General features: G+C 70.0%; 17 protein-coding genes and 1 pseudogene. 4 read left to right on the top strand and 14 right to left on the bottom strand.

The genetic code is table 11. The features are described from left to right. The 9 genes and pseudogenes from ADL29_RS40995 to ADL29_RS14160 all read right to left on the bottom strand — a co-directional run. Window positions 1-463: pseudogene (locus tag ADL29_RS40995) on the bottom strand (carbamoyl-phosphate synthase domain-containing protein); the annotation flags it as partial. An 88-nt stretch (window positions 464-551) separates the two neighbouring features. After that, on the bottom strand, window positions 552-698 hold the full coding sequence (locus ADL29_RS44105; protein ID WP_169795228.1) for a hypothetical protein: 147 nt from the start codon (window positions 696-698) through the stop codon (window positions 552-554). Between the two features lie 91 nt (window positions 699-789). Then, window positions 790-1413 (bottom strand): LysE family translocator, encoded by a 624-nt coding sequence (locus tag ADL29_RS14190; RefSeq protein ID WP_053923998.1) that lies wholly within the window; start codon window positions 1411-1413, stop codon window positions 790-792. Window positions 1414-1425: 12 nt separating this feature from the next. Then, on the bottom strand, window positions 1426-2469 hold the full coding sequence (locus ADL29_RS14185) for an inosamine-phosphate amidinotransferase 1 (protein WP_053923997.1): 1044 nt from the start codon (window positions 2467-2469) through the stop codon (window positions 1426-1428). Window positions 2470-2648: 179 nt separating this feature from the next. Then, the gene (locus ADL29_RS14180) at window positions 2649-3266 is read right to left on the bottom strand and encodes a LysE family translocator (protein ID WP_209004360.1); all 618 of its coding nucleotides are present in this window, start codon (window positions 3264-3266) and stop codon (window positions 2649-2651) included. Beyond that, window positions 3263-3898 carry a formyltransferase family protein gene (locus ADL29_RS14175; RefSeq protein WP_046925543.1) on the bottom strand — a complete coding sequence of 212 codons (636 nt, stop codon included), beginning with the start codon at window positions 3896-3898 and terminating at the stop codon, window positions 3263-3265. Before ADL29_RS14175 ends, ADL29_RS14180 begins: the two co-directional genes overlap by 4 nt. A gap of 61 nt (window positions 3899-3959) precedes the next feature. Continuing rightward, window positions 3960-5795, bottom strand: a complete 1836-nt coding sequence (locus ADL29_RS14170) for a carbamoyltransferase family protein (protein ID WP_053923996.1) — start codon at window positions 5793-5795, stop codon at window positions 3960-3962. Between the two features lie 54 nt (window positions 5796-5849). Beyond that, window positions 5850-8027, bottom strand: a complete 2178-nt coding sequence (locus ADL29_RS14165; RefSeq protein ID WP_078970979.1) for an iron-containing redox enzyme family protein — start codon at window positions 8025-8027, stop codon at window positions 5850-5852. 245 nt (window positions 8028-8272) lie between these two features. Further along, on the bottom strand, window positions 8273-9304 hold the full coding sequence (locus ADL29_RS14160; protein WP_053923995.1) for an SGNH/GDSL hydrolase family protein: 1032 nt from the start codon (window positions 9302-9304) through the stop codon (window positions 8273-8275). Between the two features lie 440 nt (window positions 9305-9744). Here ADL29_RS14160 and gntD point away from each other — a divergent pair, with 440 nt between their 5' ends. The 4 genes from gntD to ADL29_RS14140 all read left to right on the top strand — a co-directional run bounded on the left by gntD (window position 9745) and on the right by ADL29_RS14140 (window position 13411). Then, complete coding sequence (gene gntD, locus ADL29_RS14155) at window positions 9745-10779, top strand: guanitoxin biosynthesis L-enduracididine beta-hydroxylase GntD (protein WP_053923994.1); 1035 nt, start codon at window positions 9745-9747, stop codon at window positions 10777-10779. Continuing rightward, window positions 10776-11408 (top strand): LysE/ArgO family amino acid transporter, encoded by a 633-nt coding sequence (locus ADL29_RS14150; RefSeq protein ID WP_053923993.1) that lies wholly within the window; start codon window positions 10776-10778, stop codon window positions 11406-11408. The genes gntD and ADL29_RS14150 overlap by 4 nt, the downstream gene beginning before the upstream one ends. 92 nt (window positions 11409-11500) lie before the next feature. Then, complete coding sequence (locus ADL29_RS14145) at window positions 11501-12787, top strand: ATP-grasp domain-containing protein (protein ID WP_053923992.1); 1287 nt, start codon at window positions 11501-11503, stop codon at window positions 12785-12787. A gap of 45 nt (window positions 12788-12832) precedes the next feature. Next, window positions 12833-13411: a GNAT family N-acetyltransferase gene (locus ADL29_RS14140; RefSeq protein ID WP_053923991.1), complete on the top strand. Its 579-nt coding sequence runs from the start codon at window positions 12833-12835 to the stop codon at window positions 13409-13411. A 33-nt stretch (window positions 13412-13444) separates the two neighbouring features. On the opposite strand, the gene ADL29_RS14135 is transcribed toward ADL29_RS14140, so the two are convergent. The 5 genes from ADL29_RS14135 to ADL29_RS14115 form a co-directional block, all read right to left on the bottom strand. Beyond that, window positions 13445-16315 (bottom strand): AfsR/SARP family transcriptional regulator, encoded by a 2871-nt coding sequence (locus ADL29_RS14135; protein ID WP_053923990.1) that lies wholly within the window; start codon window positions 16313-16315, stop codon window positions 13445-13447. Window positions 16316-17183: 868 nt separating this feature from the next. Continuing rightward, window positions 17184-18845 (bottom strand): flavin monoamine oxidase family protein, encoded by a 1662-nt coding sequence (locus tag ADL29_RS14130; protein ID WP_053923989.1) that lies wholly within the window; start codon window positions 18843-18845, stop codon window positions 17184-17186. Further along, complete coding sequence (locus ADL29_RS14125) at window positions 18842-20731, bottom strand: alpha-keto acid decarboxylase family protein (RefSeq protein WP_053923988.1); 1890 nt, start codon at window positions 20729-20731, stop codon at window positions 18842-18844. The genes ADL29_RS14130 and ADL29_RS14125 overlap by 4 nt, the downstream gene beginning before the upstream one ends. Beyond that, on the bottom strand, window positions 20728-22821 hold the full coding sequence (locus tag ADL29_RS14120; RefSeq protein ID WP_053923987.1) for a flavin monoamine oxidase family protein: 2094 nt from the start codon (window positions 22819-22821) through the stop codon (window positions 20728-20730). Before ADL29_RS14120 ends, ADL29_RS14125 begins: the two co-directional genes overlap by 4 nt. A 6-nt stretch (window positions 22822-22827) precedes the next feature. Next, on the bottom strand, window positions 22828-24300 hold the full coding sequence (locus ADL29_RS14115) for a Dyp-type peroxidase (RefSeq protein WP_211274314.1): 1473 nt from the start codon (window positions 24298-24300) through the stop codon (window positions 22828-22830). Between the last annotated feature and the right edge of the window lie 43 nt (window positions 24301-24343).

Raw genomic sequence — 24343 nt, 5'->3', positions numbered from 1 at the left:
TGCGGCGTCATGCCCTTGATACCCAGATCGACCGCGGCGACCGTGAACCTCTTCTCCCCGATCGCCGGGACGACATACGCCTCCTTGGTGGCGACCTCCTCATACAGGCTTGCGCCCTTCATAGGGGGCTGCGCCCGGACGCGGGCGACGAGTTCGGCCTCCCGGGCCAGTGCCTCGCCGGAGAAGATGCCGGACCGCATGGCGCCCTGCTCGCGCAGGTGGCGGGTGAGGGCCCGGGTGTCGATGCCGGAGATGCCGACGATGTTCTGAGCGGCGAGTTCCGCGTCGAGCGAGCGCTTGGCGCGCCAGTTGGGCCGGTGGAGAACACCGCTTCGCCGAAGGTCTCCCCCACGGCCCCGTAGGCACGGCCGCGGAAGGTGCGGCCGTCCTCCAGGACGAGTACGGCGGGGATGCGGGTTCCTGACGCGGCAGGTATCCCGGTTTCCGATTTCCCGGTCTTCATCAGTGCACCTGCTCACTTCTGTCGTGGAGCGGACGAGGGTGGCCCGAACCACCCTCGTCCGCGGCTGGCCGCGCTGCGCGGAGACGCGCTAGCGGGTCCGGGCCGCGCTGGGCGTCCAGTACGTGTGGGCCCGTGGGTCCCAGCGCCGGCTGAGCGGATCGCGGACCAGTCGGCGGAGCAGACCGATGGGCGTGACCACGAAGGCGTAGAGGAAGGCAAGGAGTGCTGTGCGCACGGACTCACTCTCACTTCTCTTGTGGATCTTGTTGTTAAGAGGTGACGGTCAAGACGGTGTTGGGCAAGACGTGCTGGTCAAGACGTGCTGGTCAAGACGTGATCTTTTGCAGGTCGGCGATGATCTCGCCGAGTACGGGGATCAGGGACACGGCCAGCAGCACAGCCATGGCCACGTTGAAGATGCGGAACTGGAGGGGCTTGGACAGCACCCGCTTGAGCGCGACGCCGATCGCGAGCCAGGAGACGGTGCAGGGGGTCCCGAACACCAGGAAGATGACGGAGACGGCGACGATGTTCCATACGGCATCGCCGCCGGCGCCCGTCGCGTAGGTGGTGACCGCGCCGACCGCCATGACCCATGACTTGGGATTGACCCACTGGAACAGGGCGCTCTGCAGGAACGTGAGCGGCTTCGCCTCGGCCTCTTTCTGTTCACCCACCGGGGAGACGGCGATCCGGTAGGCGAGGTAGAGCAGGTAGGCGGCTCCGACGGGACGCAGGACGTCGTAGATGACGGGATAGTCCTTGAGGATGCCGTCGAGGCCGAAGCCGATGGCGATCACCATGACGGGAAAACCGATGTTGATTCCCACCACATGCGGAATGCTGCGCCGGAAGCCGTGGGAGACGCCGGAGGACATGATCATGTTGTTGTTCGGACCCGGTGTGCCGCAGGTCGCGATCACAAACAGGATCAGGGAGAGATACGCCATGTCGGGCCTCGCTCAGCTGTAGTCCTCGAGCCCGCCGCGCCGCCGGACGTCCAGGGAGACGCAGTGGAATCCGCCGCTGAGCGTGCGCGGATGCCGCAGCCGGAGCGGGGCCACGGTGACACCGTGCTTCTCGAGTGCGCGGATGAGCGGCAGCTGGGTTTCGCCGACCACGGCGAGATCCGGATTGACCATGACGAAGTTCATGCCCATCCAGAGGGAACCCCGGGGGAAGGGCCCGGAGTACCCGGTGTCGGCCATCTCCGGGGTCCAGATGATGTCCCAGTTCTTGAAGACGGGCGGGAGCTGGTCCTCGCGGACGCGTTCCGGGTTCAGTACGACCAGGCCGGGCCGTACGGGCGTGATGGTGGTGTCGATATGCGTTCCGTCGTACACGCCGGAGAGGGCATGGACGCGGTACTCGTCCCCCAGGACACGCTGCAGCCAGCGGTATCCGTACTCGTTGCCGCTGCAGGAGACCTGGTAGAGGATGTCCCGGCCGAGCCGCAGGACGTTGGCGGCGTCGAACACCGGCTCGTGGTTGGCGAGCACCGGGCCGGACTCCGGCGCCACGCGGTAGGTGCTGTCGGGCAGCTGTGGCTTCGGGGCGGAGAACCACTTCGCTCCGCTGTCGAAGTAGTCCAGCAGGATCTCCCGGTAGGCGAACGGCTCGAAGTACCGGGTGCGCAGCGTCATGGGGACTTCGATGACGGTCTGTCCGACGGTCAGCAGAACGTCCCGCGGGCAGTAGTTGTACTCGCCGTCCGCGGTCCAGTCGGGGGTGCCGAACGGCTTGGTGTGATCGGTGGCCGAGGGCCGGCGTACCGTCACGCCTTCGCCGCGGAGCAGCGCGACGAATCCCTCGAGGTCCTCGTTGGCCTCCTCGATGACCCGTGGGTGGTACGGGCCGCTGGGGATGTCCGCCAGGTGTTGGACGTCGTCGGCGTAGTCGATCGCGAAGAGCCCGCGGTCGGGGGAGGGGACGCGGGCTCCGTCGGCGATGCCGACGATGGCTTCTTCGAGGGGGTCCCATTCGTTGTGCACGCTGACCAGTGACATGGGCACTCCTTTCTGCTGATGAGGGCCGGTTTCGGGGGTCTGGGGGTCTGGGGGGCGGTGGGGTGCTGGGGGTGGTCGGGGTCTGGGGGCCGGCCGCGGCCGTCCGCGACGGATCGGCGGACGGCCGCGGCGGCTTCGGACGGTCGGGCTTCAGGCGGCTTCGGACGACGGCGGACGGCTCAGCGCAGGGCTACCAGCGCTCCGGCGGCGATGAACATGCATCCCGCGATGCGGTCGATCCAGATCTTGGACCGGGCGCCGGCGAACGCCTTGCGCGCCGCTTCCGCGAGCAGACCGTAGGCCAGCACCACGAGCACGACGACGGTCAGGAGGATGCCGGCCAGCAGGAGGTACTGCTGGACACCCACGTTCGCCATGTCGATGACACCGGGCAGCAGGGCCAGGTAGAAGGCGAGCGCGATGGGGTTGGACAGGGTCATCGCCAGGCCCAGGGACAGATCGGGCAGCAGTCGTGGCTTCTCGTCCGATTCCTCGGCCACCACGGCGTTGCCGGCGCGGCGCCACCGTTTGACGCCGAGCCAGACGAGATACAGGGCGCCGCAGTACTGGAGGACGGAGAACGCCGGGCCCATGCCCGCGGCGAGGGCGGCGAGGCCCCCGATCGCGGCGGTGAGCATGAGCAGCTTGCCGGTGGCGATGCCCAGCGCCAGGGGGACGCTGCGCGGGATGCCACCCGACAGCTGCCGTCCCAGCAGGGCGGCGATCTCCGGTCCCGGAGCCGCCGCCGAGGCCGCGAAGGTGAGGGCGAAGAGCGCGTACTGGCTCTGGAGGATCACCGGAAGCACCGGTGGTCGGGCTCGACCGCCTTCTTCTCCTCTATCCACTTCGCCAGTGCCTTGCTGGTGAAGAGCTTCTCGCCCCAGTTCTCCGTCGAGGTGGGCAGCGGTACGCCCTTGGCGATGTACTGCGAGACCAGCTCGAAGTACTGGGCCAGGGAGACGGCGCCGACGTGGTGGCGCAGGGAGGTGGCGGTCTCGTTGGGGGCGATGGCGAAGCGCTTGACGTCGATGATCTGGCCGGTGTCGACCGACTTGGCCATGTGGTGGAAGGTGGAGCCGAAGGTCTCGTGGTTCTCGTAGATGGCGTAGATGTGGCCGCCCAGCCCGCGGAAGTGCGGCGGGCAGGGGTGGCAGTTGAGGGCGCCCTTCTTGGCCTTGGTGTAGACGCGCTCGGGGACGATCAGATCGCCGCGGAAGGAGATGATCCACTCGCCCTCCCAGGCGTCGAGCTCGGCGGGGTACGGGTCGCCCGGGGCCCAGTAGATGGCCTCGACGTTGGGGAAGATCGAGCGGGTGAACTCCTCGGCGGTCTGGCACCAGGTGACGGTGTCGGCCTCGGGGCAGAGCAGCAGCAGGATCCGGTCCTGGATCGGGGACATGGTGTTCTCCTGGGTCGTCGTGGTGGACATGTCGTTCCTTTCGTGAGGCGTGGCAGGGAGCGGTGCGCAGGGGTGCGCCGGCGGTGAGAGGTCAGTCGAGCGGGATGGCCTCGCGCCAGTCGCCCTCTTCGTGCCATTCCGGCTGGTCCTCCTTGTGCAGAAGGACGTTGCCGAGGGCGAGCAGGTCGATGTTGGTCCGCATGAAGCAGGCGTAGGCCTCGGCGGGCGAGGCCACGATCGGCTCGCCACGGACGTTGAAGGACGTGTTGACCAGGACCGGGCAGCCGGTCCGCTCCTTGAAGGCGGTCAGCAGCCGCTGGAAGGGCGCGTTGCTGGTCTCGGTGACGGTCTGCACGCGGGCCGAATGGTCGACATGGGTGACCGCGGGGATCGTCGACCGGGGGATCTTCAGCAGGTCGAGACCGGCGGCCTCGGCGGTGTCGGCGGCCTCGATGCGCTGGCCGGGCGAGATGTCGGTGACCACGAGCATGTAGGGGCTCGGCTGGTCGATGTTGAAGTATTCCTTGGCGTCCTCGGCGAGCACCGCCGGGGCGAACGGCCGGAAGGACTCCCGGAACTTGATCTTGAGGTTCATCGCGGACTGCATCGCCGGGTCGCGCGGGTCCCCGATGATGGAACGGGCTCCCAGAGCGCGCGGGCCGAACTCCATCCGGCCCTGGAACCATCCCACGATCTTGCCCTCCGCAAGCCCCTCGGCGACCTGCGAGTGGAGGTCCTCGGACGACAGCAGGGTGTACGGAGCGCCCTGGCCGTCCAGGTAGGCGACGATCTCCTCGTCGCTGAACCCGGGCCCGAGCAGCGATCCCGACATACCGTCACCGCCGGTCGCCAGGTGGTCGCGTGGCGCCCCGCGCTCCGCGGCGACGACCAGCGCCGCGCCCAGCGCGCCGCCGGCGTCCCCCGCCGCCGGCTGGATCCACACCTCGTCGAAGATCTTCTCCTTGATGATCTTGCCGTTGGCGACACAGTTCAGCGCCACACCGCCGGCCAGCACCAGGTGCCGTTCACCGGTGACCTCGCGGGCGTGCCGGGCGAGCAGGACGACGACCTCTTCGGTCACCTGCTGCACCGACGCCGCGAGATCGAACTCCCGCTCGGTGAGCGGGCCTTCCGGGGCGCGCCGCGGCCCCCCGAAGAGCTGCTCGAAGCCGCGCCCGGTCATGACCTGGCCGCGCAGATACTCGAAGTAGCGCATGTCCAGGCGGAACGAGCCGTCGGGCTTGATGTCGATCAGCTTGTCCTTGATGAGCTGCGCGTAGCGGGGCTTCCCGTACGGCGCCAGACCCATCAGCTTGTACTCGCCGGAGTCCACCTTGAAGCCGCAGAAGTAGGTGAACGCCGAGTAGAGCAGCCCGAGCGAGTGGGGGAAGCGGATCTCCGAGACCGGGGTGATCCCGGTGTCCTTCCCGTGCCACAGGGTTGTGGTGGCCCATTCGCCGACCCCGTCGATGCACAGCACCGCGGCGGACTCGTAGGGGCTGGGGAGGAACGCGGAGGCGGCGTGCGACTCGTGGTGGCGGCGGATGTCCAGCGGCGGCACCCGTCCCGCCCCGAGCTCGGCCAGCTGCCCGCGCACCACGTCCGCGGTGCGCCGCTTCCAGGACAGCCACGCCGGCAGGGTGTCGCGGAAGGAGGCGAACCCGGTGGGAGCCGCTCCGGCGAAGGTGGTCAGGACGCGACGGAACTTCAGCGCCGGGTCCTCGTAGTAGGCGACGGCCGAGACGTCGTCGAGGGTGACACCGGCCTCGCGCAGGCAGTACTCCACCGCCAGGCGCGGAAAGGCGGAGTCGTGCCGGACGCGGCTGAACCTTTCCTCCTGGGCGGCGGCCACCGGGACGCCGTCGGCGACCAGCGCGGCAGCGCTGTCGTGGTAGTAGGCGGAGATGCCCAGCACCAGATCAGACATGGGGATGCTCCTGAAAGAGAGTCCGAGAGGGAGGAGATACGACGGTGCGGGCGGTCAGCGGCCGGCCTTCGACCGCGACGCGAGGTGAGCCGCGCGGCGGCCCGCCTTCCGCGCGAGAAAACCCGACGGCGGGTTCAGGGAGCGGTAGCCGGTCCGGATGCGCTCCCAGGCCGGTCCCAGCGCGCCCTCGCCCTGGGAGGCGGTGATCGACGACAGATAAGTGTCGATGGCGTCGGCGGCCCATGCGGAGTGTCCGGTTGCCACGTTGTCGACAGTGTTGTGGATGTCGACGAAGCGGGTGCTGAAGCCGTACTGCTTGAGCGCCAGCCGGGCCCGCCGGTAGCTTCCGCCGACCCCGGAGAGCTCCATGGCCAGGTTCAGCCCCAGGACCTCCGGCAGGAAGGTCTGCGGGAACCGCCCGATGCTCAGCCAGTACACGGGGAGTTCGAAGGACGCGTCCCGGAAGCCCTCCCACTGGGCGAAGGCGCGGCTGGCCGTGGGCGGCAGGTCCACGTCCATCTCGCCGAGTACCTCGCGGTAGATCAGCGGGTGGTTGAGATGCGCCTCCCCGTTGCCCAGCTCGTCCCAGTACGTATCGAACAGCGAGTGCCCGATCTGGGAGGAGGCATGGGCGTAGTCGGTGAAGCCCTGGATCCAGGCGCCGTCGATCAGCGTCAGCGGTGCCTGCTGCACCGTCGCGTCGATCAGCGCCTCGCGCTCGGGCAGATCCTGTGCGCCGTCGCGCTCGAACTCCTCGCTGTGCTGGTCGTGCATCTCGGCCAGCCAGCCGCGCAGCCCGCGCGGAGTCCACCGTTCGGGCAGCGGCATCTCACTGCGGTCGATGCCGTGCCGGGAACGCCCGAGCCAGCCGTGCACATACGTGGTGGCCCACTGGCGCAGCGCCGGACCTCCGGTACGGCGCAGCAGCGCGTGGTAGGCCTCCCGCAGGTCCGCCGGAGCCCGGTCCGTCTCGTCCGCGCCGGCGTCCCAGGCGGACAGGTCCAGCCGGGGCGGGGCGGGCAGCGCGCGGTGGGGGGTGCGCCCGCCGCCCGTATCGCCGTCGGCGGGCGTGGCCAGGGAACCGATCCAGCGGCGGACCACCGCCAGGTCCTCGGGCGAGAACACCCGGAACATCCGCCCGCGTTCGCTGACCAGACCGGTGACCAGCGGGCTCTTCTCCGGCCGTCCGGGCTTGACCAGACGGCTGCGGGACAGCGCGTCGAGCATCGGGTACGGGTCGGTCGCGCACTCCCGCAGCCAGTGGGCCAGCGGCCTGCCGTCCAGCTGGAACGTCTGGTGGTAGACCGCCCCCTCCCGTGAGCGCAGCCGCATCAGTTCGGCCATCTCGAAGGCGGGGCTGCGCGCCGTGTCGAGCTCCGCGTGCAGGCGCTCGCTCCACTGGGTCAGGCAGGAGAACGTCCAGCGGAAGCCCAGCCGCACGGCGTCCGCGGCGTCCGGGCCGTCCGTGGCGATCAGGCTGTCCACGGTGGCGCGGCACAGGGCGAGGGCGGACTCCCCGTTCTCGCCCCGGCCGGTGGCCGGGTCGATGACGTCCCAGCCGGCGGCGGTGGGCAGTTCCTTGCGGAGCAGCGTCAGGGCCGGCAGCAGGCCCACCGCGCGCAGGCACAGATCGGCGCCGAGGATCTCCGGTGTGAAGTCCTCCGGCCGCCGGCTCATGGTCAGGAGCAGGGCGGGCAGGACGAAGTGCCCGTCACCGACCCGCTGGTCACCGCCGAGCCGGCCGGCGGGGACCGCGTTCTCGGACAGCTTGAGGTGACGCAGCAGCGCGAGATAGGCGTCGCCCCGCGACGCGTGCGGATTGCCGACGCCGACGTCGTAGGCGTAGAGCGCGAGCATGCGCAGGACGGTGGGGTCGTCGCCGTTGCCGGAGCTGCTCAGCCACTGCAGCCAGGCACCGGAGTGCAGGGCCAGCGGGGCGCAGCCCAGGGCGATCCGGCGGACCAGTACGGCCCGGTCCGTTTCCTCGGGAAAGTGACCGGTCAGGTCCCCGAACCGGATGCTCTCGTCGGCGGACCACTGTGCGGCCCGGACGACGAGGGCGTCCAGGGTGTCGTCCGGGACCGTGGTGCGCCGGAGTTCGGCGCGTATCTGCTCCAGGAGGCGCCCGCCGGGGAGCCCGGCCTCGGCGTCCGTGGCCCGCAGGTAGGCGGTGCGGGGGGTGAGCGTGCTGGTCGTCGGCTCGGCTGGTGTGGGCACGGAGACGGCGGACACGTACGACCTCTTCTCTCAGGTGTTCCGGGGGTGCTGGCAGCGGTGCACCCGGCTCAGAACATGGGGTAGATGGACGCGTCGTTCTTGCGCTTGGGCTTGCGGCGGAACAGCTTGTCGATGAGCTTGCGCAGGAATGCCATGGGAATGCCTTTCGCTACGGAGGAATTACCGGACGGAGGAATTACCGGTTCGGTACGGCGGTGAGGTACCGGTCGGTACGGCCTCGGTACGGCCGCGGTACCGGATCAGGACAGGCCGAGGTGCCGGGCGAGCAGTCCGGCGACGAGGTCATGGCCTTCGTCGGTGAAGTGGATCCGGTCGACGAAGATCCAGTCCTTGGGGCCGAGCGCGTCGGCCAGGACCGGGTTGAGATCGAGGTAGTTCACACCCAGCCGCTCGCAGCCGGTCTGGAGCTCCTTGGAGTACGACTCCCGTGCGCTCATCGAGGAGATGTCACCGTAGACGGCGCCGAAGTCGGAGAGCGCATCGAGCTCCTGGAACAGCAGGCGTTCCTGGGGCGCCGGCTCCTCCCGGACCCAGGTGGCCAGCGGCTGGAGGACGTAGGTGAGCTTGGCTCCCATGCCCTCGGCGAGGATGCGCCAGGAATCCAGATGACGCAACGTCAGTTCGCTGGCGAGGTCGATCTGCTCGGCCAGCTCGGGCAGCGTCCGGTCCTGCGCAGGGGCGGCCGGGCCCGCCCCGCGGCGGCCGCCGAACAGGCCGAAGCCGGAGCCCTTGCGGTTCTTGGCGCGCAGTTCCTCCATCTGGCCGTAGAAGTCGTTGCAGTTGAAGAAGGCGCCGTGGTCACCGCGGACGGAGGCCGGCAGCCGGCTCAGGCCCAGGTTGTTGAAGCCGGAGAACAGGACGATCTCGTCGACCTGGGGCAGCAGATGCCGGTGGAGGAGGAAGAGCAGCAACTCCTGGGTGGAGTTGTGGCTTCGGCCGGCGAAGTTGAGCCAGGGCAGGGACGACGCGTGCTTGGACCACAGGTACGACGGGAGGGTGTGCCGGTCGGCCGAAGCGCCGATGCCGAAGGCGGTGGAACTGCCGGCGAGCAGCCGTACGGGTCCCTCGGGAAGGTGCTCGGCGACGGCCGATTTCTGCCCGTCCGGGCCCTGCGACAGGCGGAAACCCAGGCTGTCGGTGTTGACGACCTCCGAGCGGTGCCCGGCGGCGTGGAAGTACATCAGATAGGGCAGCCAGCGGATATCGCCTCGGTCGTCGAACTTCTCGGCGTACTGCAGCATTTGCGGGGTCAGGGCAGCGCGGTGGGACACAGTGGACTCCGTCCGGAAGCTGAGATCCGGCAGACGTCCGCCACAGGGCAGACATCTGCCGACGACAAAGGGGGCGGGCACCAGGCCCGGCCACGGAGGGGCAGTTCCGCGGCAAGGGGAAAGCGCGGGGGGACTGCCACAAAGACAAAGACGAAGACAAAGACGCCGGGAGAGGCATCGGAGGGCCTTGTACGGCCGGGGAATACAGCGGCCGGCGGGAGATAACCGCCGGCCGGAGCGCAAGCGGACACAGCTGTGCCGCCGGAAAAGCGTGACAGGAAACGAGCGCCTCGGTCAACTCCCTATCCCGGAATTCGTCAGTCCGCCTTCTCGTCCGGGCGGCCGCTACGGCGGTGTTACGGCGCTGATACAGCCTCACTGGAAGCTTTTCGCGAACGCTCCGGAGGCACGTGACGTCCGGGCCCGAAGAAGGGAAAGCCATGCCGCAGGTGGACGCCCCGGCCGTCTACGACCTCGACCCCGGTGAACTCCAGGAGATCGAGGAGCTTCTGGACGACATCGCCCACGACACCTTCACCGCCGGAGCCGCCGACCCCGGCGGCGAAGCCTTTTACCGCGAAGGCAAGGAACTGACCACCCGGCTGCCCGCCGGGCTGCGGCGCTTCCTGTACACCTTCCGCACCGAGGAACCGGCCGCGGCGGCGATCGTCCGCGGACTCCCCGTCGACGACGCCGCCATCGGGCCCACCCCCGCCCACTGGCGCGCCGCCGCGGCCTCGCCCGCCGGACGCCGCGAAGAGGCGTATCTGGCCCTCGTGGGGCTCGCGTTGGGCGAGCCCTTCACCTGGTCCACCCTGCAACAGGGCCGCATGATCCAGAATGTGCTGCCGATCGCCGGCGAGGAGGCCGAGCAGAACGGACACGGCCAGGTGACGCTCGAATGGCACACCGAGGACGGCTTCCACCCCTACCGCTGCGACCACTTGCTCCTGATGGGCATGCGCAACCACGACGCCATCGGCACCACGCTGGCGTCGGTCCGCGATGTCCGGCTGAGCGCGCAGGACCGCGCGATCCTCGCCGAGAAGCGATTTCACATCCTCCCCGACGACGAACACCTCCGGCAGTCGGCCGCACTCGACCCCCACCACCCCGGCCTGGCGAGAATGCGCCGCATGCGCGACGAACCGGAGCCGGTGGCCGTGCTCTTCGGCGCCCAGGACTCCCCGTATCTGCGGATCGACCCCGTCTACATGCGCTGCCTGCCCGGGGACACCGCCGCCGAACCGGCCCTGAAGAACCTCACCGGCGAACTCGACCGGGCACAGCAGACGGTCGCGGTCCACCCCGGCGAGATCCTGCTCATCGACAACTACCGCGCCGTCCACGGGCGGCAGAGCTTCACGGCGCGCTACGACGGCACCGACCGCTGGCTGAAGAAGATCACCGTCACCGCGGACCTGCGCCGCTCCCGCGACCAGCGGGCACACGCCGCCTCCCGGGTGATCCTGTGATCCCCGGCCAGGCCCTGAACGAACTGCTGGCCGGGCTGCTGCTGGGACTCGGCCTGATCATGCCGATCGGCGCACAGAACCTCTTCATCGTGCAGCAGGGCATCTCGCTCGGCGCCCCCCGCGTCTTCTACGCCACCCTCGCCACCACCGGCTGCGACGCCCTCCTCATCACGGCCGGCTCCCTGGGACTGGGCACGCTCTTCGCCGGACACGCCGCCCTGCGCACCGTCCTGATGGCCGCCGGCGGCGGATATCTGCTGTATCTCGCCTGGCAGAACCTGCGCGGTCCGGACGCCGCCGGCCTCGACGCACCGGAAGCGGAGCAGACCCTTACGGTGCGCCGGACGGTCACCCGGGCCATGGGCGTCTCGCTCCTCAACCCGCACGCCATCCTCGACACCGTGGGCGTGATCGGCGCCGTCGGCATCGCCCGCAACGGGGCGGCCCGCGTGTGGTTCGCCGGCGGCTGCGTGCTGGCCTCCCTGGTGTGGTTCACCCTGCTGGGCACCGCGGCCCTCGCCATCCGCCGACGGCTGACCCGGCGCGGACGGCTGTGGATCGCCCGCGCCTCCTCCCTGGTCATGGCCCTCTTCGCCCTGCTGCTCTGGAGCGAGCTCGCCCTCGCCTGAGCGACGCCCGGCCCCTCCCGCTCACCAGACCCGGGTGCTCTCGCCGATCCCGGGGCCCTCGACCGACTCGCCGCCGAAGGACTGATCCCCGTATGAGCCCAGAGAGCACCGCCTGCGCGACCACGACCCTGATCCTCGGCGGCGCCGCTCCGCGCAGCGCGGGCCACGGCTACGACATCCCGCTCCGCGCCCTGAACCAGCTGCGCGCCCGGGGCACCCGTATCGTCCTGACCGACCGGGCCGAGAACCTCGCCGCCGCCCCCGAACTCACCGTCCTCGCGGACGAGGTGCACACCCTCGACTTCGCGGATGCCGCGGACTGCACCGCCTGGGCCGGGGCCCAGAACGCGCGGTTCGACGCCGTGATGGGCTTCCGCGAGTACGCGGTCGAATCCGTGGCGGCCGTGGCCGATGCCCTGGGGCTGTCCGGCAACCCGCCGACGGCGGTCCGGCGGGTACGGACGAAGGACCGATGTCGCGACTACCTGCGCCGGCACGGGTTCCGCCAGCCGCGTCTCCAGCTGTGCACCCGGCCCGAGCAGGCGGAGGACCTGCTGCGCGCGGAGGGGTGCGTGGTGGTCAAACCACGCCGCAAGGCAGCCGGCGAGGGCGTCAGCCAGGTCACCGACCCCGCCCAGCTGCCCGCCGCGTTCCGGGCCGCCGAGGCCGACGGGACCACTCCGGTGCTCGTCGAGACCTGGGTGGAGGGCGCCGAGTACAGCGTCGAGGGACTGATCGTCGCGGGCCGCCCGGAAATCCTGGCGGTCACCCGGAAGCACCTCGTACCCGGCACCTTCGTCGAGGCCGGCCACACCATGCCGGCCCCCCTGGAGCCGGAGACCGAAGACGCGGTCCGGGGCGAGGTCCGCGCCGCGCTGCAGGTGCTGGGGCTGCGCAGCGGGCCGTTCCATGTGGAGTGCTGGACCGTGCCCGAGGGCGTGGTGCTCGGCGCGGTGCATGTCCGCCAGGGCGGCGGCTGGATCCACGCGATGCTCGAATGGTGCCGGCCCGGCTTCGAACTGTACGGAAGCTGGCTGGACGACCTGCTGGGCACCGTCCCGCGGATCCCGCCCGCCACCCGGGCCGCCGCCGTGCGCTTCGCCCTGTCGCCCCCCGGAACGGTCCGCGGTGTACACGGCTGGCAGCACCTCGGCGCACTCCCCGAAGTGCTCGCCGCCGAGTGCCCGCTGGCACCCGGCGACCGCCTCGGACCGCTGCGCACCAACTGCGACCGCCGGGGCTCGGTGGTCGTGGGCGCCGACAACGCCCCCGCCGCGGACCGGGCCGCGGACACCCTCCTGGGGCGGCTGTCCATAGAGATGGAACCCACAGAGAGGGAACCCACGGCCCTGGCCCTCCGCGCACCCCGCCCGGTCTGACAGAGACCGGCCCGCGGCCCCCTACCTCCTGAGGAACCCACCGCCATGACCACCATCGCGCTGCGCCCCCTGACCACCGCCGACGCCGAGGCGGCGGCGCGGATCCACAACCATGCCGTGCGCGAGACCGACGCCACCATGGACACCGCCGAACGCACCGTCCGGTCGGCCGAGGCATGGATCACCGCACACGGCGCCCCGCACACCCCGGCACTGGGCGCCTACCTCCCCGGCCCCTCGGGCGCCGCCGAACTCGTCGGCTACGGCACCCTCAGCCCCTTCGGCCCCGGCGACGGCTACCGCGCCAGCACGGAAATCTCGCTCTGCGTCGCCCCGCAGCACCAGCGCAACGGCATCGGGAGCGCCCTGTGCACGGCGCTCACCCACCATGCCGAACAGGCCGGACTCACCACCGCCCTGGCCCTGATCGCCTCGACCAACCTCGCCGCCCACCGCCTGTTCGCCGAGGCCGGTTACGTCCGGACCGGCAGCCTGCGCCGCGTCGGCCACAAGCTCGGCCGCCTCGTCGACATCGACATCCGCCAACGCCTCTTCCCCGCCAACCTCCGGAGCTTCGGTGACACCCGGTCCGCGCTCCTCGTCCCGGACCGGCCCCCGCGGTGAGCGCCCGCCCGCACGCCCGCACCACCGGGGTGTTCACCTGTCGCCGGCCGCCAACGACCGTATCCGGGCCCGCAGTTCCACCGCCTGCGGGAGACCCAGCTCCTCCAGGATGGCCGCGGCCCGGCGCCAGAAGCCGGCGGCGGCGGTCAAGTCGCCTGTCGTCAGGTGGAGTTCACCGCAGCGGATCAGGGTCTGCGCCTGGTTGTGACGGCTGCCGAGCTGGTCCAGCGACGCATCCAGCTCGATCGCCTGGAGGTAGCAGCGCCGCGCCTCGCGGCACTCCCCGGCGTAGTGGTAGGCCCAGGCGAGGCTGTCCCACACATCCGCCTCACCGTGCCGGTTGCCCAGCTCCTGGTAGAGCCGCAGCGAGCGCAGCAGGCTGGTCGTCGCGGTGGGGTGGTCGTCGAACTCGACGCAGTGCCACCCGAGCGCGTTGAGCGTCTCGGCCTCGCCGTCCCGGTCGCCGGCCGCCCGGAACAGCTTCAGCGCCCGGCCCGCGTGATCGCGGCAGGCGGCCTCCTGTCCCCGCCGGCCGCAGTACCTGGTCAGCCGCAGATGAGCCCGCGCCTGGCCGGCCGGGTCGCCGAGCTGCTCGTACAGTTCCAGGGCACGGACCAGAGGGGGATGCGCGGTCCGGCCGCCCTGGTCGATCAGATCGCTCGCCCAGCCGAGCTGGAGCTGGGCCAGCGCCTCCCCGCGGAGATCGGCCCGCGCGACGGCGGCGGCCATGGCGCACCGCGCCGCATAGGCCCACTCCTGCCAGTGCCCCGAACGGTGCATGAAGGCACCCATCCGCTCGGCCAGCAGCCAGCCGAACTCCGCGAACCCGTCCTCACGGGCGTGCGCCAGATGGGCGAGCATCGCATGCCGCTCCGTCACGAACCACTGGCGCGCGGCCGGTGCGTCGGCGAAGACCTCGACCGTGACATCCGGCCGGCGGGCCGGTGCCACCGCCTCGAAGCGGCGGACCGCCGCGGGATCGGCGAGGGCCACCGCGGCCTCGGCGGAGCGGAGGAAATAGGTGAGGATCCGGTCGCGGACCGCGGCGCGCTCCTCCGCAGGGTCCTGATGGGCCAGCTCGAAGGCGAAGTCCCGGACGATGTCGTGCATCGCATAGCGCCCGGGACCCTCCACGGTCACCAGGTGATGCCGGGTGAGTTCGGCCAGCGCACGGTGCGCCTCCGTCGCGGGCAGACCGGCCAGCGCCGCGGCCGCGGGCAGCGCGATCCGGTCCCCTCGGTAGAGCCCGAGCGCACGGAACAGCCGCGCACCGAGCGAGCCCAGATTGCGGTACGAGCCGATCAGCGCCGTCCGCACGCTCGTCCTGGCATCACCGGTCTCGAAGCGGTCGAGGTGGCTGGGCACGGCCTTGAAGTGCCCGATGACCTCCTGCATGCTCAGCCGCGGCTGGGCGTTGGCGCTGGCCAGGAGGATACGGGTGGTCAGCGGTATCCGGCCGGACAGCTCGATCATGGCGTCGGCGGCCGCACCGGCACTGGCGAACCGCTCCTGGCCCAGGACCCGCTCACACAGACTGCGGGTCTCCGCCGGGGAGAGCAGGCCCACATGGATGCTCAGACCCGCGTCACCGGTCAGCAGACCGGGCAGTTTCTGTCTGCTGGTGACCACCACCATGCAGCCGGGCCCGGCCGGCAGCAGCGGCCGCACCTGCTCCTCGTCCCGTGCGTTGTCCAGCACCAGCAGCACCCGCCGCTCCGCCAGCACACTGCGGTAGAGCGCACACCGCGCCTCGAACTCGGACGGTATCCGCTCCTCGGGAATCTCGAAGGCGTCCAGCAGCCGCCGTACCGCCAGCGACGGCGCGAGCGGATCCCCGGCCGGGTCGAATCCCCGCAGGTCCACGAAGAGCTGACCATCGGGGAACTCCGCCGCCGCCTGATGGGCCCAGTGCACCGCCAGTGCGGTCTTCCCGATGCCGCCGGTGCCCACCAGCGTCACCACCGCGGCGCCCCGCCGTATCGCCCCCATGCCCGCCCGCAGCTCGTCCAGGCTGCGGAGCTCCTCCTCCCGCCCCGTGAAGTGGGACGCCGGAACCGGCAGTTGCCGCGGCACGATCGGTGCCGGACGCTCCTGCCGTTCCCGCTCGGGCGCGGCGTCCCGGGGTGCCGGAGCCGCCCGGGCATCGGTCTGCCCGGACGGCGCGACCACCGCATCGGCCAGGATCTGCTGCTGGAGCTGCCGCATCTCCTGGCCGGGATCGATACCGAGTTCCTCGGCCAGGCGCCGGCGGGTGGCCTGGTAGGCGTCCAGTGCGTCGCTGCGCCGCCCGCTCAGATGCAGTGCTGTCATCAGCTGCGCACAGAACCGTTCGTGCAGGGGATGCCGGTCGACCGCGGCCTGCAGGTCGCGCAGCACCTCTTGGTGGGCCCCGAGCGCCAGCTGCACCTCGTAGTGCAGCTCCAGCACATCCAGCCGCAGCTGTCCGATCGCCGGAAGCTCCCGCTCACGCAGCCGCTGGGAGGCGACATCGACGAGCGGCTCGCCCCGCCACAGCGCGAGCGCCCGCTCCAGGTCCCGGGCGGCCGACGCCCAGTCGCGCTGCCGGACGGCCGTCTGCGCCGCGCGATGGAGCAGACCGCAGTGCAGCAGATCGATCTCCTCCGGCTCCGCCTGGAGGAGGTATCCACCGGCCTGCGTCAGGATGCGCGCCCCCAGTTCCGCCCCGAGTGTCTGGCGCAGCCGCATCACATAGGTGCGCATCGCGGCATGGGCATTGCGCGGGGGCTTGCTGTCCCACAGGACATCCACCAGCTGGTCCTGAGAGACGAGGGTGTTGGCACTGAGCAGCAGCGCAGCCAGCAGCGTGCGCTGCTGACCGGAGGTGATCCGGACCGACTGCCCTCGGTCGGCCGCCTTCAGCGGCCCCAGTATCCCGGCGTCCACTCCTGCCCCCTGATTCTCCACCGCAACCCAAGGAACCCCTCACGGCGTCCGTCCCCCCGCCTTCGCAAGTGTGACCACACCAGCGGCAAATGCCCCCAGCTCCGCGCCAGGTCCGAAACCACTTTGCAAGGTTGGGAACCAGGAGACGGGGGCACGGGCTCACGAGGCGCCGACAGCGCGGCGTCACGGCATCACCGCCAAGCGAAGACGACGCCGCCCCCGGCGCTGGACGCCGCGACCATTCCCACGACGGAACCCTGGTGGCCGCTGTCGGTCCGGGTGGACAAAGGAAGGGCTGCGGACGCGCAGGTGGACGTGCGACTGCGGCACTTTCCACGACCGGGACCAGAATGCTGAGTACAACCTCCGCCTTGAGGGGCGGAGCATCGTGGCGGCCGGGCTGGCCGACACGTAAAACGCCTGGGGAGACCGTGTAAGACCCGGCAAGCCGGGCGGTGGTCGAGGAAACAGGAACCATCCGAAGGCCGCTGCTCACCAACGACGGCCAGGCGGAGATCCCCCTTGTTCACCGAGGGGGAGACGTCAATTCGCACAGCACCAGTCGTCAGGGGTGTGGAACGCCTCCAGGCGGCAGGTGCTGACGCCCAGGTTTCGAAGAACTCCAGCACGCGGTCGAGGAATTGCTCGAACTGGCGGGCCGATGCGTCGTCCGGGGCGCAGTTGCAGCGCCCCGGTGTTCTCGCGAGCCGCCCTGTTTCACCGAGCGAAGCCGAGAGTGGGGGAGGGGGAGGGGTCCCGGACAGCCATGCCCGCATCCTTGGAGGAGCCCGGACACGGCCGCCCCGCCCCTCCCGCCCGTCACCACAGGCCTGCGCCGGCACAGACCCTGCGCCATACAGACTCTGCGTCAGTGCAGACCCTGCGTCAGCGCGACCGAGTCCGGTACGGCGACCTCCTCGGGTGCGGTCAGCGGCATGATCCCCAGGATCTGCTGGATGACGTAGTGGGCGGACATCATGGCCCCCTCCTGCCAGCCGGGCAGCGGGGAGATCTGGTCGCCGGTGACATAGAAGGTGTCGTCGCCCTCGGGCTGGAGCAGCTGCCGGTAGGCCTTCTTGTGGGCCTCCTCGTTCGGTTTCCAGGCCGCCCAGCCGCCCAGCTGGAAGGGCACCTTGTGCCAGGCGATGGTCACGCCCTTGTCGTCGGGGACGAGCTTCCTGTCCTTGAACTCCGGGTGCAGCTCGACGGCGCCCTGGCGGGCCAGCTCGAGCCGTTTCCCGGGCGTGCGGTTGCCGAGGTCCTCGGCCGCCTCCTCGAAGTTGTAGGCGCCGGTCAGGGTGCCCTTGTCGGTGAAGTAGTCGTTCGACGGATACCAGAGCTGGGTGATGTTGTGCCCGGTCCAGCTGATGCCGCCGTAGATTCCTTCGGTGTCGTCCAGGCCGCCGAGATCGCCTTCCCAGAAGCGGCGGTTGGCCTGCCAGCCCACCTTGCAGGTCTTCTCGAACTCCACGGCGCGGATCGCCTTCGCGAACGGGTCAGAGAAGTTGGTCAGGGCGACGCCGCGGAGCACCGGGAGTGGGATGTTGCTGACGCAGTAGCGCGCGTCGGCGGAGAACTCCTCGCCGCCCTTGCGGTAGGTGACCACGGCTCCCGGTCCGGCATCGCGGAGCCCGATGGTGCGGACCTCCGCCTCGAGCACGATCTTCGCACCGGCCCGCTTGGCCTCGCGGGCCAGCGCCTTGACGATATGGTCCATGCCGCCGACCGGCTGGAACATCGTGGCCTGCCACAGATAGTCCACCGGCTGGTAGAAGCGGGCCTTCCAGAAGTGCGAGTTCACCAGCTCCTCGAACGACAGCGGCGGGGCCGGTACCGGCCACTCCTCGATCTCGGGCTGGTCCAGATAGCCGGAGCGGGTGGAGCCGCGGTATTTGCCGTTGATGTCGAGCGCGCCGAACACCCGCAGAAGATCGCGCAGTTCACCGGTGAAGGCGTCCTTGCTGACCAGTGTCTCGGCGAGCTTTGCCGCGAGATGGCCGCGGGTGTCGTTGGCGACCCGGCGGTTGGGCCAGGTCACCGTCGCCCCCGGCGGCCGGACCCGGTTCGCCGTGGTCTCCATGATGTACGGCTCGAGCTCCACCCCGAGGTCACGGCAGTAGGTGAGCACCCGGCGGTGGTGGTACGGGATCCGGCCCGGCCCGAGGTTGAGGTACAGGCCGTCGTCGAAGGCGCAGGTGTGGGTGAGGGTGGTGCCGCCCTTGCCGTCGATCTCATAGAGCTCGTCGTCCTTGCGCGCGGTGCGGTTGCGTCCGCCCACGCGGTTCTGTGCCTCCAGGACGGTGACCTGATAGCCGAGCCGGCTCAGCTCGTAGGCGGCGGTCAGGCCCGCGACACCGGCGCCCAGGATCAGCACCTTCTCGCCCTCGCCCGGGGAGCCGTCGGCCCCCACGGTGCCGGTCCACCCGGTGGCCTCCGGTCCGGACAGACCGCTCATGGCGTGCCGGAGCACCTTCGCGGCGTCGCCGGCGGGGGCGCCCGCCGGCGACGGCTGCTTTCCGTTCGGGGTCATCGTGCGGTCCCTTCCGAAGCGGTGCCGACGGGCGGCGGGCAGTTTTCGGTGATCTTGTACTGGAGTGCCTTGGGGTAGTCGTGCCGCTTCAGCTGGACCCGTACGACGACGGGGCCCCGGTTGATCTCGTGGGTGGGTTCGGCGATCTTCTCCAGCAGGGCGGCGAGCTCGCTGTGCGTGCCGACGGTGCAGCCGTACATCGGGTGCTTGTCGGAGCCGAAGACCTGGGCGAGCTTCTCGTACTGCCACGGGTGCAGTTCGTTGTAGAAGTCGGCGCCGTCGGAGGGCGGGGTGCCCTCCTTGTAGTAGCAGGGGTGGACCAGCATCTGCTCGATGCCGTAGAAGCCCTCGTTGTCCAGGACGAACACCACCGGGCGCAGCCCGTGCCGGGTGTGCGTGGACATCTCCTGGCAGGTCTCCTGGAACGAGCCGTCGCCGACGAAGACCATGGGGCGTTTCCTGGCGTGCCGGCGGCCGAACGCCACCCCGGTGGCCGCGCCGACCGAGTAGCCGATGGACAGCCAGCTGTTCTGCGCCACGTACGAGGCGCGCTCCGGCATCCGCAGGTTCATCGAGCCGATCAGCGCGAACGCGGCATCGCTGATCACGGTGAACGGTGTGGTCCGCTCGCCGGGGCCTTCGACGGTCTGCGAGGCGAGGAAGGCGTTGACATGCCGGAAGAGGCTGTCGTAGGTCACCCTCTCCGGGTAAGGGCCGCCGGTCAGCGAGGCCAGATAGGCGTCGGTGGTGGCGGGGACGTCGAGGCCGTTCTTGTGCGCGGCGGCGAAGTAGTCGGCGGTGAAGTAGCCGACGCCGAAGTACTCGATGAAGGCGTCCTGCAGCGCGGGCAGGAACTGTTCCAGCTGCACGTCCGGGAAGTACGAGGCGCCGACATGCACGCCCTCGTGGGCGGCGACCGCCCAGTCCTCGCCGATCGACCGCTTGCCGCCGAGGTTCTTGGACGTCGCCCACGAGCCGAGGCCGATGCGGCAGCCGGCGTTCTGGAAGACGTCCGCCACCTTCGGATCGCTGGCCTTGCCGTTGTAGACACCGGAGAAGCCCGGGGTGTCCTCGGAGATGACGGACTTGGCGCCGACGGTGGTGCAGTACGGGATGCCGGTCATCCGGACCAGAGACTCGAACTCCCCGGCCAGATTGAAGCGGTCGATCTCCTCGCCGGCCCACAGGATCGGGTTGTGGTCGTGGTCCCTCACCAGCTGCATGCAGGCCGTGACCGCCGCGTCGAGCATGCGCTTGTTCTTCGTGGTGAGCGGCCGTTCCCGTCGTGTCAGCCGGCCGCGCGGCGCGGGGCACCGGGCCTCCCAGACGTCCTCCATCACCTCCAGGTAGACCGGCCGGCGGTGGGTCAGACAGGCGGTGAGGGCGCCGTCGATCTGGCTGGGGGCCAGACCCGGGTTGGAGATGGCCTGGGCGTCCACCGTCACCTGGCGGTAGACGTCCAGGTTGCACTCCGGGCGCTGCGACATATGCGAGGTGAGCAGGCCGATCGCCCGCTGGTTCAGCCACTCCTCGTAGGTGGGGGCCGCATTGATCGCGATCACCGGCACATACTCGGTATAGGCGCCGCCGATCGCGTTGAGCAGGTTGAAGGCGCCCACGCCGTAGGTGACCGCGACCGCGCCGATGCCCTGCTCGCCGAGTGCGATCTCGGCATCGGCGACCTTCACCCGGGTGTAACCGTCGGCGGCCTGGCCCGCGCCGCCCTCGGTCGGGGTGCCCACCCAGTGCACCTTGGTCTTCTCGTGCAGCGTCGACAGAAATGGGCCGAGATGGTTGCCCGGGACGCCGAACAGATGGGTGATGCCGAGCTGTTCCAGCCGGACGGCCAGATACTCGGCCACCGTGCAGGTCCGGGACGTGGTCATGACGTCAGCACCTCCTCGCGCGGCCGCTCCGCCGCGGCGGCGAGCCAGGCGGTCCCCTCCGGCGGCGGCGTCTCGTTGACGGCGATGGCGGCACGGACGGCGGTCTCCACCGCGCCCTCGATCCAGGCGTGCTTGAGCGACACATGCTCCCCGGCGAAGTACACCGGCCCCTCGGGCCGGACCACGTCGAGATGGAAGCTGGTCATCTGGTGCGGGGTGTAGACCGCGGCCTCACCGCAGGCGTACGGGTTGCGCAGCCAGCTCTGCGTCTGGCCGGCCCCGGTGTAGAAGACCTCGATACGCCGGCCGTGCACGGACTGGAGGTTGCGCAGGGCGTAGCCGTAGCGCTCGGAGTCGTCGAAGGAGTCCCAGCGCGCGGCGTCGTCCGACCAGGAGTAGCTCGCCAGCACCACGCCGCCGTCGCTGCCGGGAACCGGGTGGGAGGGGTAGTACATGAAGCGGTTGGGGTTGTCGGTGGTGGAGCCGCCGCCGTAGACATGGGTGGGGGGCCGTACGCCGTCGCGCAGCGGGGAGTTGCGGAGATAGTCCACCTGCTCCCGGCTGATGAGCTTCTCGTCCACGCTCTGATGGGCTCCGAGCAGTCCGGTGGGCGTGTTCCGCAGATTCTGCGGAAGCGCCAGCGCGGCCTCGGCCGGGTCCTCGCCCCAGCGCTGGTAGTACTCGTACAGACCGGGCGCGATCCTCTCCAGCTCCTCCTTCCAGTCGTCCTCGGTGAACTCCCACCAGCGGCGGGAGAACTCCAGCAGCACCTTGGTCGCCTGGTCGTAGTGGGTCTCGATGACGGCGCGGCGCTTCTTGTAGGAGAACGGCGGGGTCACGGTGGTGAACCGCAGACTGGAGAACGGGATGGTGACGATCGCCAGATCGGCGTAATGGGTCTTGGTCGCGCCGGTGGGGTCGTCCTCGGCCACGGTCTGGATGGCGACGGGGTCGGTCGGGCTGGTGAGCCCGCCGGCGTGGCCGTCGCGCGCCACGTCGTGGTACTCCAGCCGGACCATCCGCCGGCCCATCTCGATCCGGTCGCGCAGCCCCTTGGCGAGCTCCTCCGGAAGGCGGTGGCTGCCGCCCTCGATCTCCCAGTACGTGGCGTGGGGGTTGATGTCGCTGCGGCCCAGGAAGGTGTGGAAGAAGGCGAGGTGCAGCCGCGAGGTCATGTTCTCGATCGTGCCGATGGCCTCGATGGCCTCATCGCTGAAGCCGGCGTACTCGCGCAGGAAGCGGCCCATGGTGAAGCCGTCGAAGTCACGGATGACGTCGGCCCAGCCCTTCAGCCACTCCTTGAACGGCTTGTCGATCCGCTTCCCGTCGTCCTGCTTGACGGAGTAGTAGTCGCGCACCGGCTCCAGCGCCTCGTTGACCATGTCGGAGACGGTCACCCGTGATTCGCAGCCGGTCAGCTGGAAGCCCTCGTTGATCGTCGTCGGGTCCTGGGCGTACCGAGCACGGCGCACCTGCGTGCGGTTGGTGCGGATCCAGGTCTGGTAGCGCTTGTCCGGCGCCCGGAACGTGGGGTTGGGGGCGCCGTTCGTCCAGATCTTGCCGTCCTTGAACGACTTGTAGACCACCGGCGGTACGGGCGGGGCCTCATTGCCGGTCTTCGGGTCGATGTCGACGTTGTAGAACAGCCGCCGTTTGAGACCGAGCTTGTCGACCAGCGCCAGGGTCAGCGGATGGAATTCGGGCAGGCGCATCGCCCCGGCCTCCGCGTACTGCGCGGGATCGACGAACGGCGGCGGTTCGCCGTCCTTGGCGTGGAACGTCTTGATCCGGCCGCCGACGCGGTTGGCGTTGGCCTCCAGGATCGTCACCTCGTGACCGGCGCGGACGAGCAGGTCGCCGGCGACCAGACCGGCGATGCCCGCCCCGACGATCAGGATGCGCTTGCGTGCCGCGGGCGGCTCCAGCCCCTTGTTGATCAGTACGTCGAGGTAGCGCAGCTTGAGGTCCTCGTTGGCCGGCTCGGGGCCGACCAGCAGCAGTTCCCTGGCCAGCTGCTCATAGGCCCGCTCGGTGGCGCGCTCGACTCCGGTGTGCACGCGCCGGAAGCCGTTGGTGCTGGGGTGGGTCATCGTGGCTCAGCCCTTCGTGTTCAGCGGCTGGTTGGCGGCAAGCTTGCGCAGGGTGGAGACGGACGGAGTGAAGGCGTAGACCGCGCCGGTGGTCTGGACGAAGCGCTGCATCTTCACGGTGCCTTCCGAGCCGTCGGCCAGCACGATGTGGGCGTCCGGGGTGCCGGGGTATTCCCCCGTGACGGTGCCGGTCACCTTGTCGATGCCGTTCGGTGCGGTGTCGTTTCCGGGCACGAAATCCGGGTTGTTCGACCAGATCTTCTGGACGAACTCGAACTGCTGCTCCAGCGAGGTGCCGTAGCAGACGAACATCAGGCCGCGGTCGCTCTCGTCGTCGGCGATCGTGTATTCGGGGCCGTAGGGAATACCGCGGCGCATGATGCGGCGCCGCTGGCTGCGCTCGAAGTGACGGGGGTGTGTGCGGCGGATGTGTGCGGCGCACGGGGTGTACTCGCCCTGTGGGTCGTTCTCGTAGGTGAAGTCGTTGTCGTCCGAGCCGGTCCCGGTCACCGGGTTCTGCGGCTTGGCGAGGGGCTTGCCGGACTTCCAACGGCCGACCAGACAGGCACCCAGAAGATCGGGGGAGATGGTGCGCGGGGTGAATTTCTCCGCCTCGCGGACGACGGCCTGGTTCCAGCCGCTGACGTCCTGCCGCAGCCGGCGCACCACCTGAAGGGAGCCGTTGTTCATCCAGGCGGGTGCCGCGGGCGGCTGTCCGCTCTCGCTCTTGTGACCGAAGACGAACTCGCCGGGCTCGACCAGGACGGTCCCCTGGCGGTTCTCCCGGTGCCCCGGGTGATCCCGGTCCTCGCGATGGAAGTCCTTCACCCCCGGCTGGGAGATGCCGTCCTTGTAGCCGAAGTGCTCATGGCCGCGCAGATCGCCCGACAAGGTGCGGCCGTCGTCCTGGTGGACGAGTGTCACTCCGTGTGCCGCATCCGCGGCGGCAATGTTCTCGAGCTTCTCGTTGAGCGCCGTCGCCGTGTCGGCGGCGACGATCAGCACCGCGTGGACACCGCTGTTGTCCGCCCCGAACAGCCAGTACTGCGGCGCGCTCGTACCGTCGTCGCCGAGATCCGCCGCCCGCCGGGCCGGGCCCTGGGTGAATGCGGTGAAGCTCTCCAGATCCGCGGTCACATCTGCGGGTCTGTTGGCGACTTGGAGCAGACCCTCGTACGTCAGCGACACCCCGACCCAGGTGGCGGTGATGGACGGATCCTGTCCGTAGGCGCGGCGGGACAGGGAGAACTCCTCGTTGAAGTCCTCGACCGCGGCGGTCACCGAGACGGTGTTGAGCATGACGGACAGCCAGCCACGGCCGCCCGCGCCGTCGGGGAAGCGCACATAGCGGAAGGCCATGTAGTCCTTGTTGAAGGCGGCCAGAATGTTGCCCTGGATTTCCCTGGACCGGCGCAAGGGCGGCTCCGGAAGCTGCTCGATTTCCGGGGCAGCGGTCGGGCGCACTGAGATGGTGGTCACTTCTCTCCTTCACGGAAAATGGCGGCACCGGGCCGTCACGCGC

The sequence above is a fragment of the Streptomyces chattanoogensis genome, assembly GCF_001294335.1.
Lineage (GTDB): Bacteria > Actinomycetota > Actinomycetes > Streptomycetales > Streptomycetaceae > Streptomyces > Streptomyces chattanoogensis.
The sequence above is the reverse complement of the archived record's forward strand: the minus strand, read 5'-3'. Positions and strand labels throughout refer to the sequence as shown.

Excerpts from the sequence above, each read along its gene's own strand:
- ADL29_RS14120 (WP_053923987.1), bottom strand. The coding sequence starts at position 22,821 with ATGACCCACCCCAGCACCAACGGCTTCCGGCGCGTGCACACCGGAGTC.
- ADL29_RS14175 (WP_046925543.1), bottom strand. The coding sequence starts at position 3,898 with ATGTCCACCACGACGACCCAGGAGAACACCATGTCCCCGATCCAGGAC.
- ADL29_RS14145 (WP_053923992.1), top strand. The coding sequence starts at position 11,501 with ATGAGCCCAGAGAGCACCGCCTGCGCGACCACGACCCTGATCCTCGGC.
- ADL29_RS14185 (WP_053923997.1), bottom strand. The coding sequence starts at position 2,469 with ATGTCACTGGTCAGCGTGCACAACGAATGGGACCCCCTCGAAGAAGCC.
- ADL29_RS14125 (WP_053923988.1), bottom strand. The coding sequence starts at position 20,731 with ATGACCACGTCCCGGACCTGCACGGTGGCCGAGTATCTGGCCGTCCGG.
- gntD (WP_053923994.1), top strand. The coding sequence starts at position 9,745 with ATGCCGCAGGTGGACGCCCCGGCCGTCTACGACCTCGACCCCGGTGAA.
- ADL29_RS14190 (WP_053923998.1), bottom strand. The coding sequence starts at position 1,413 with ATGGCGTATCTCTCCCTGATCCTGTTTGTGATCGCGACCTGCGGCACA.
- ADL29_RS14170 (WP_053923996.1), bottom strand. The coding sequence starts at position 5,795 with ATGTCTGATCTGGTGCTGGGCATCTCCGCCTACTACCACGACAGCGCT.
- ADL29_RS14140 (WP_053923991.1), top strand. The coding sequence starts at position 12,833 with ATGACCACCATCGCGCTGCGCCCCCTGACCACCGCCGACGCCGAGGCG.
- ADL29_RS14130 (WP_053923989.1), bottom strand. The coding sequence starts at position 18,845 with ATGACCCCGAACGGAAAGCAGCCGTCGCCGGCGGGCGCCCCCGCCGGC.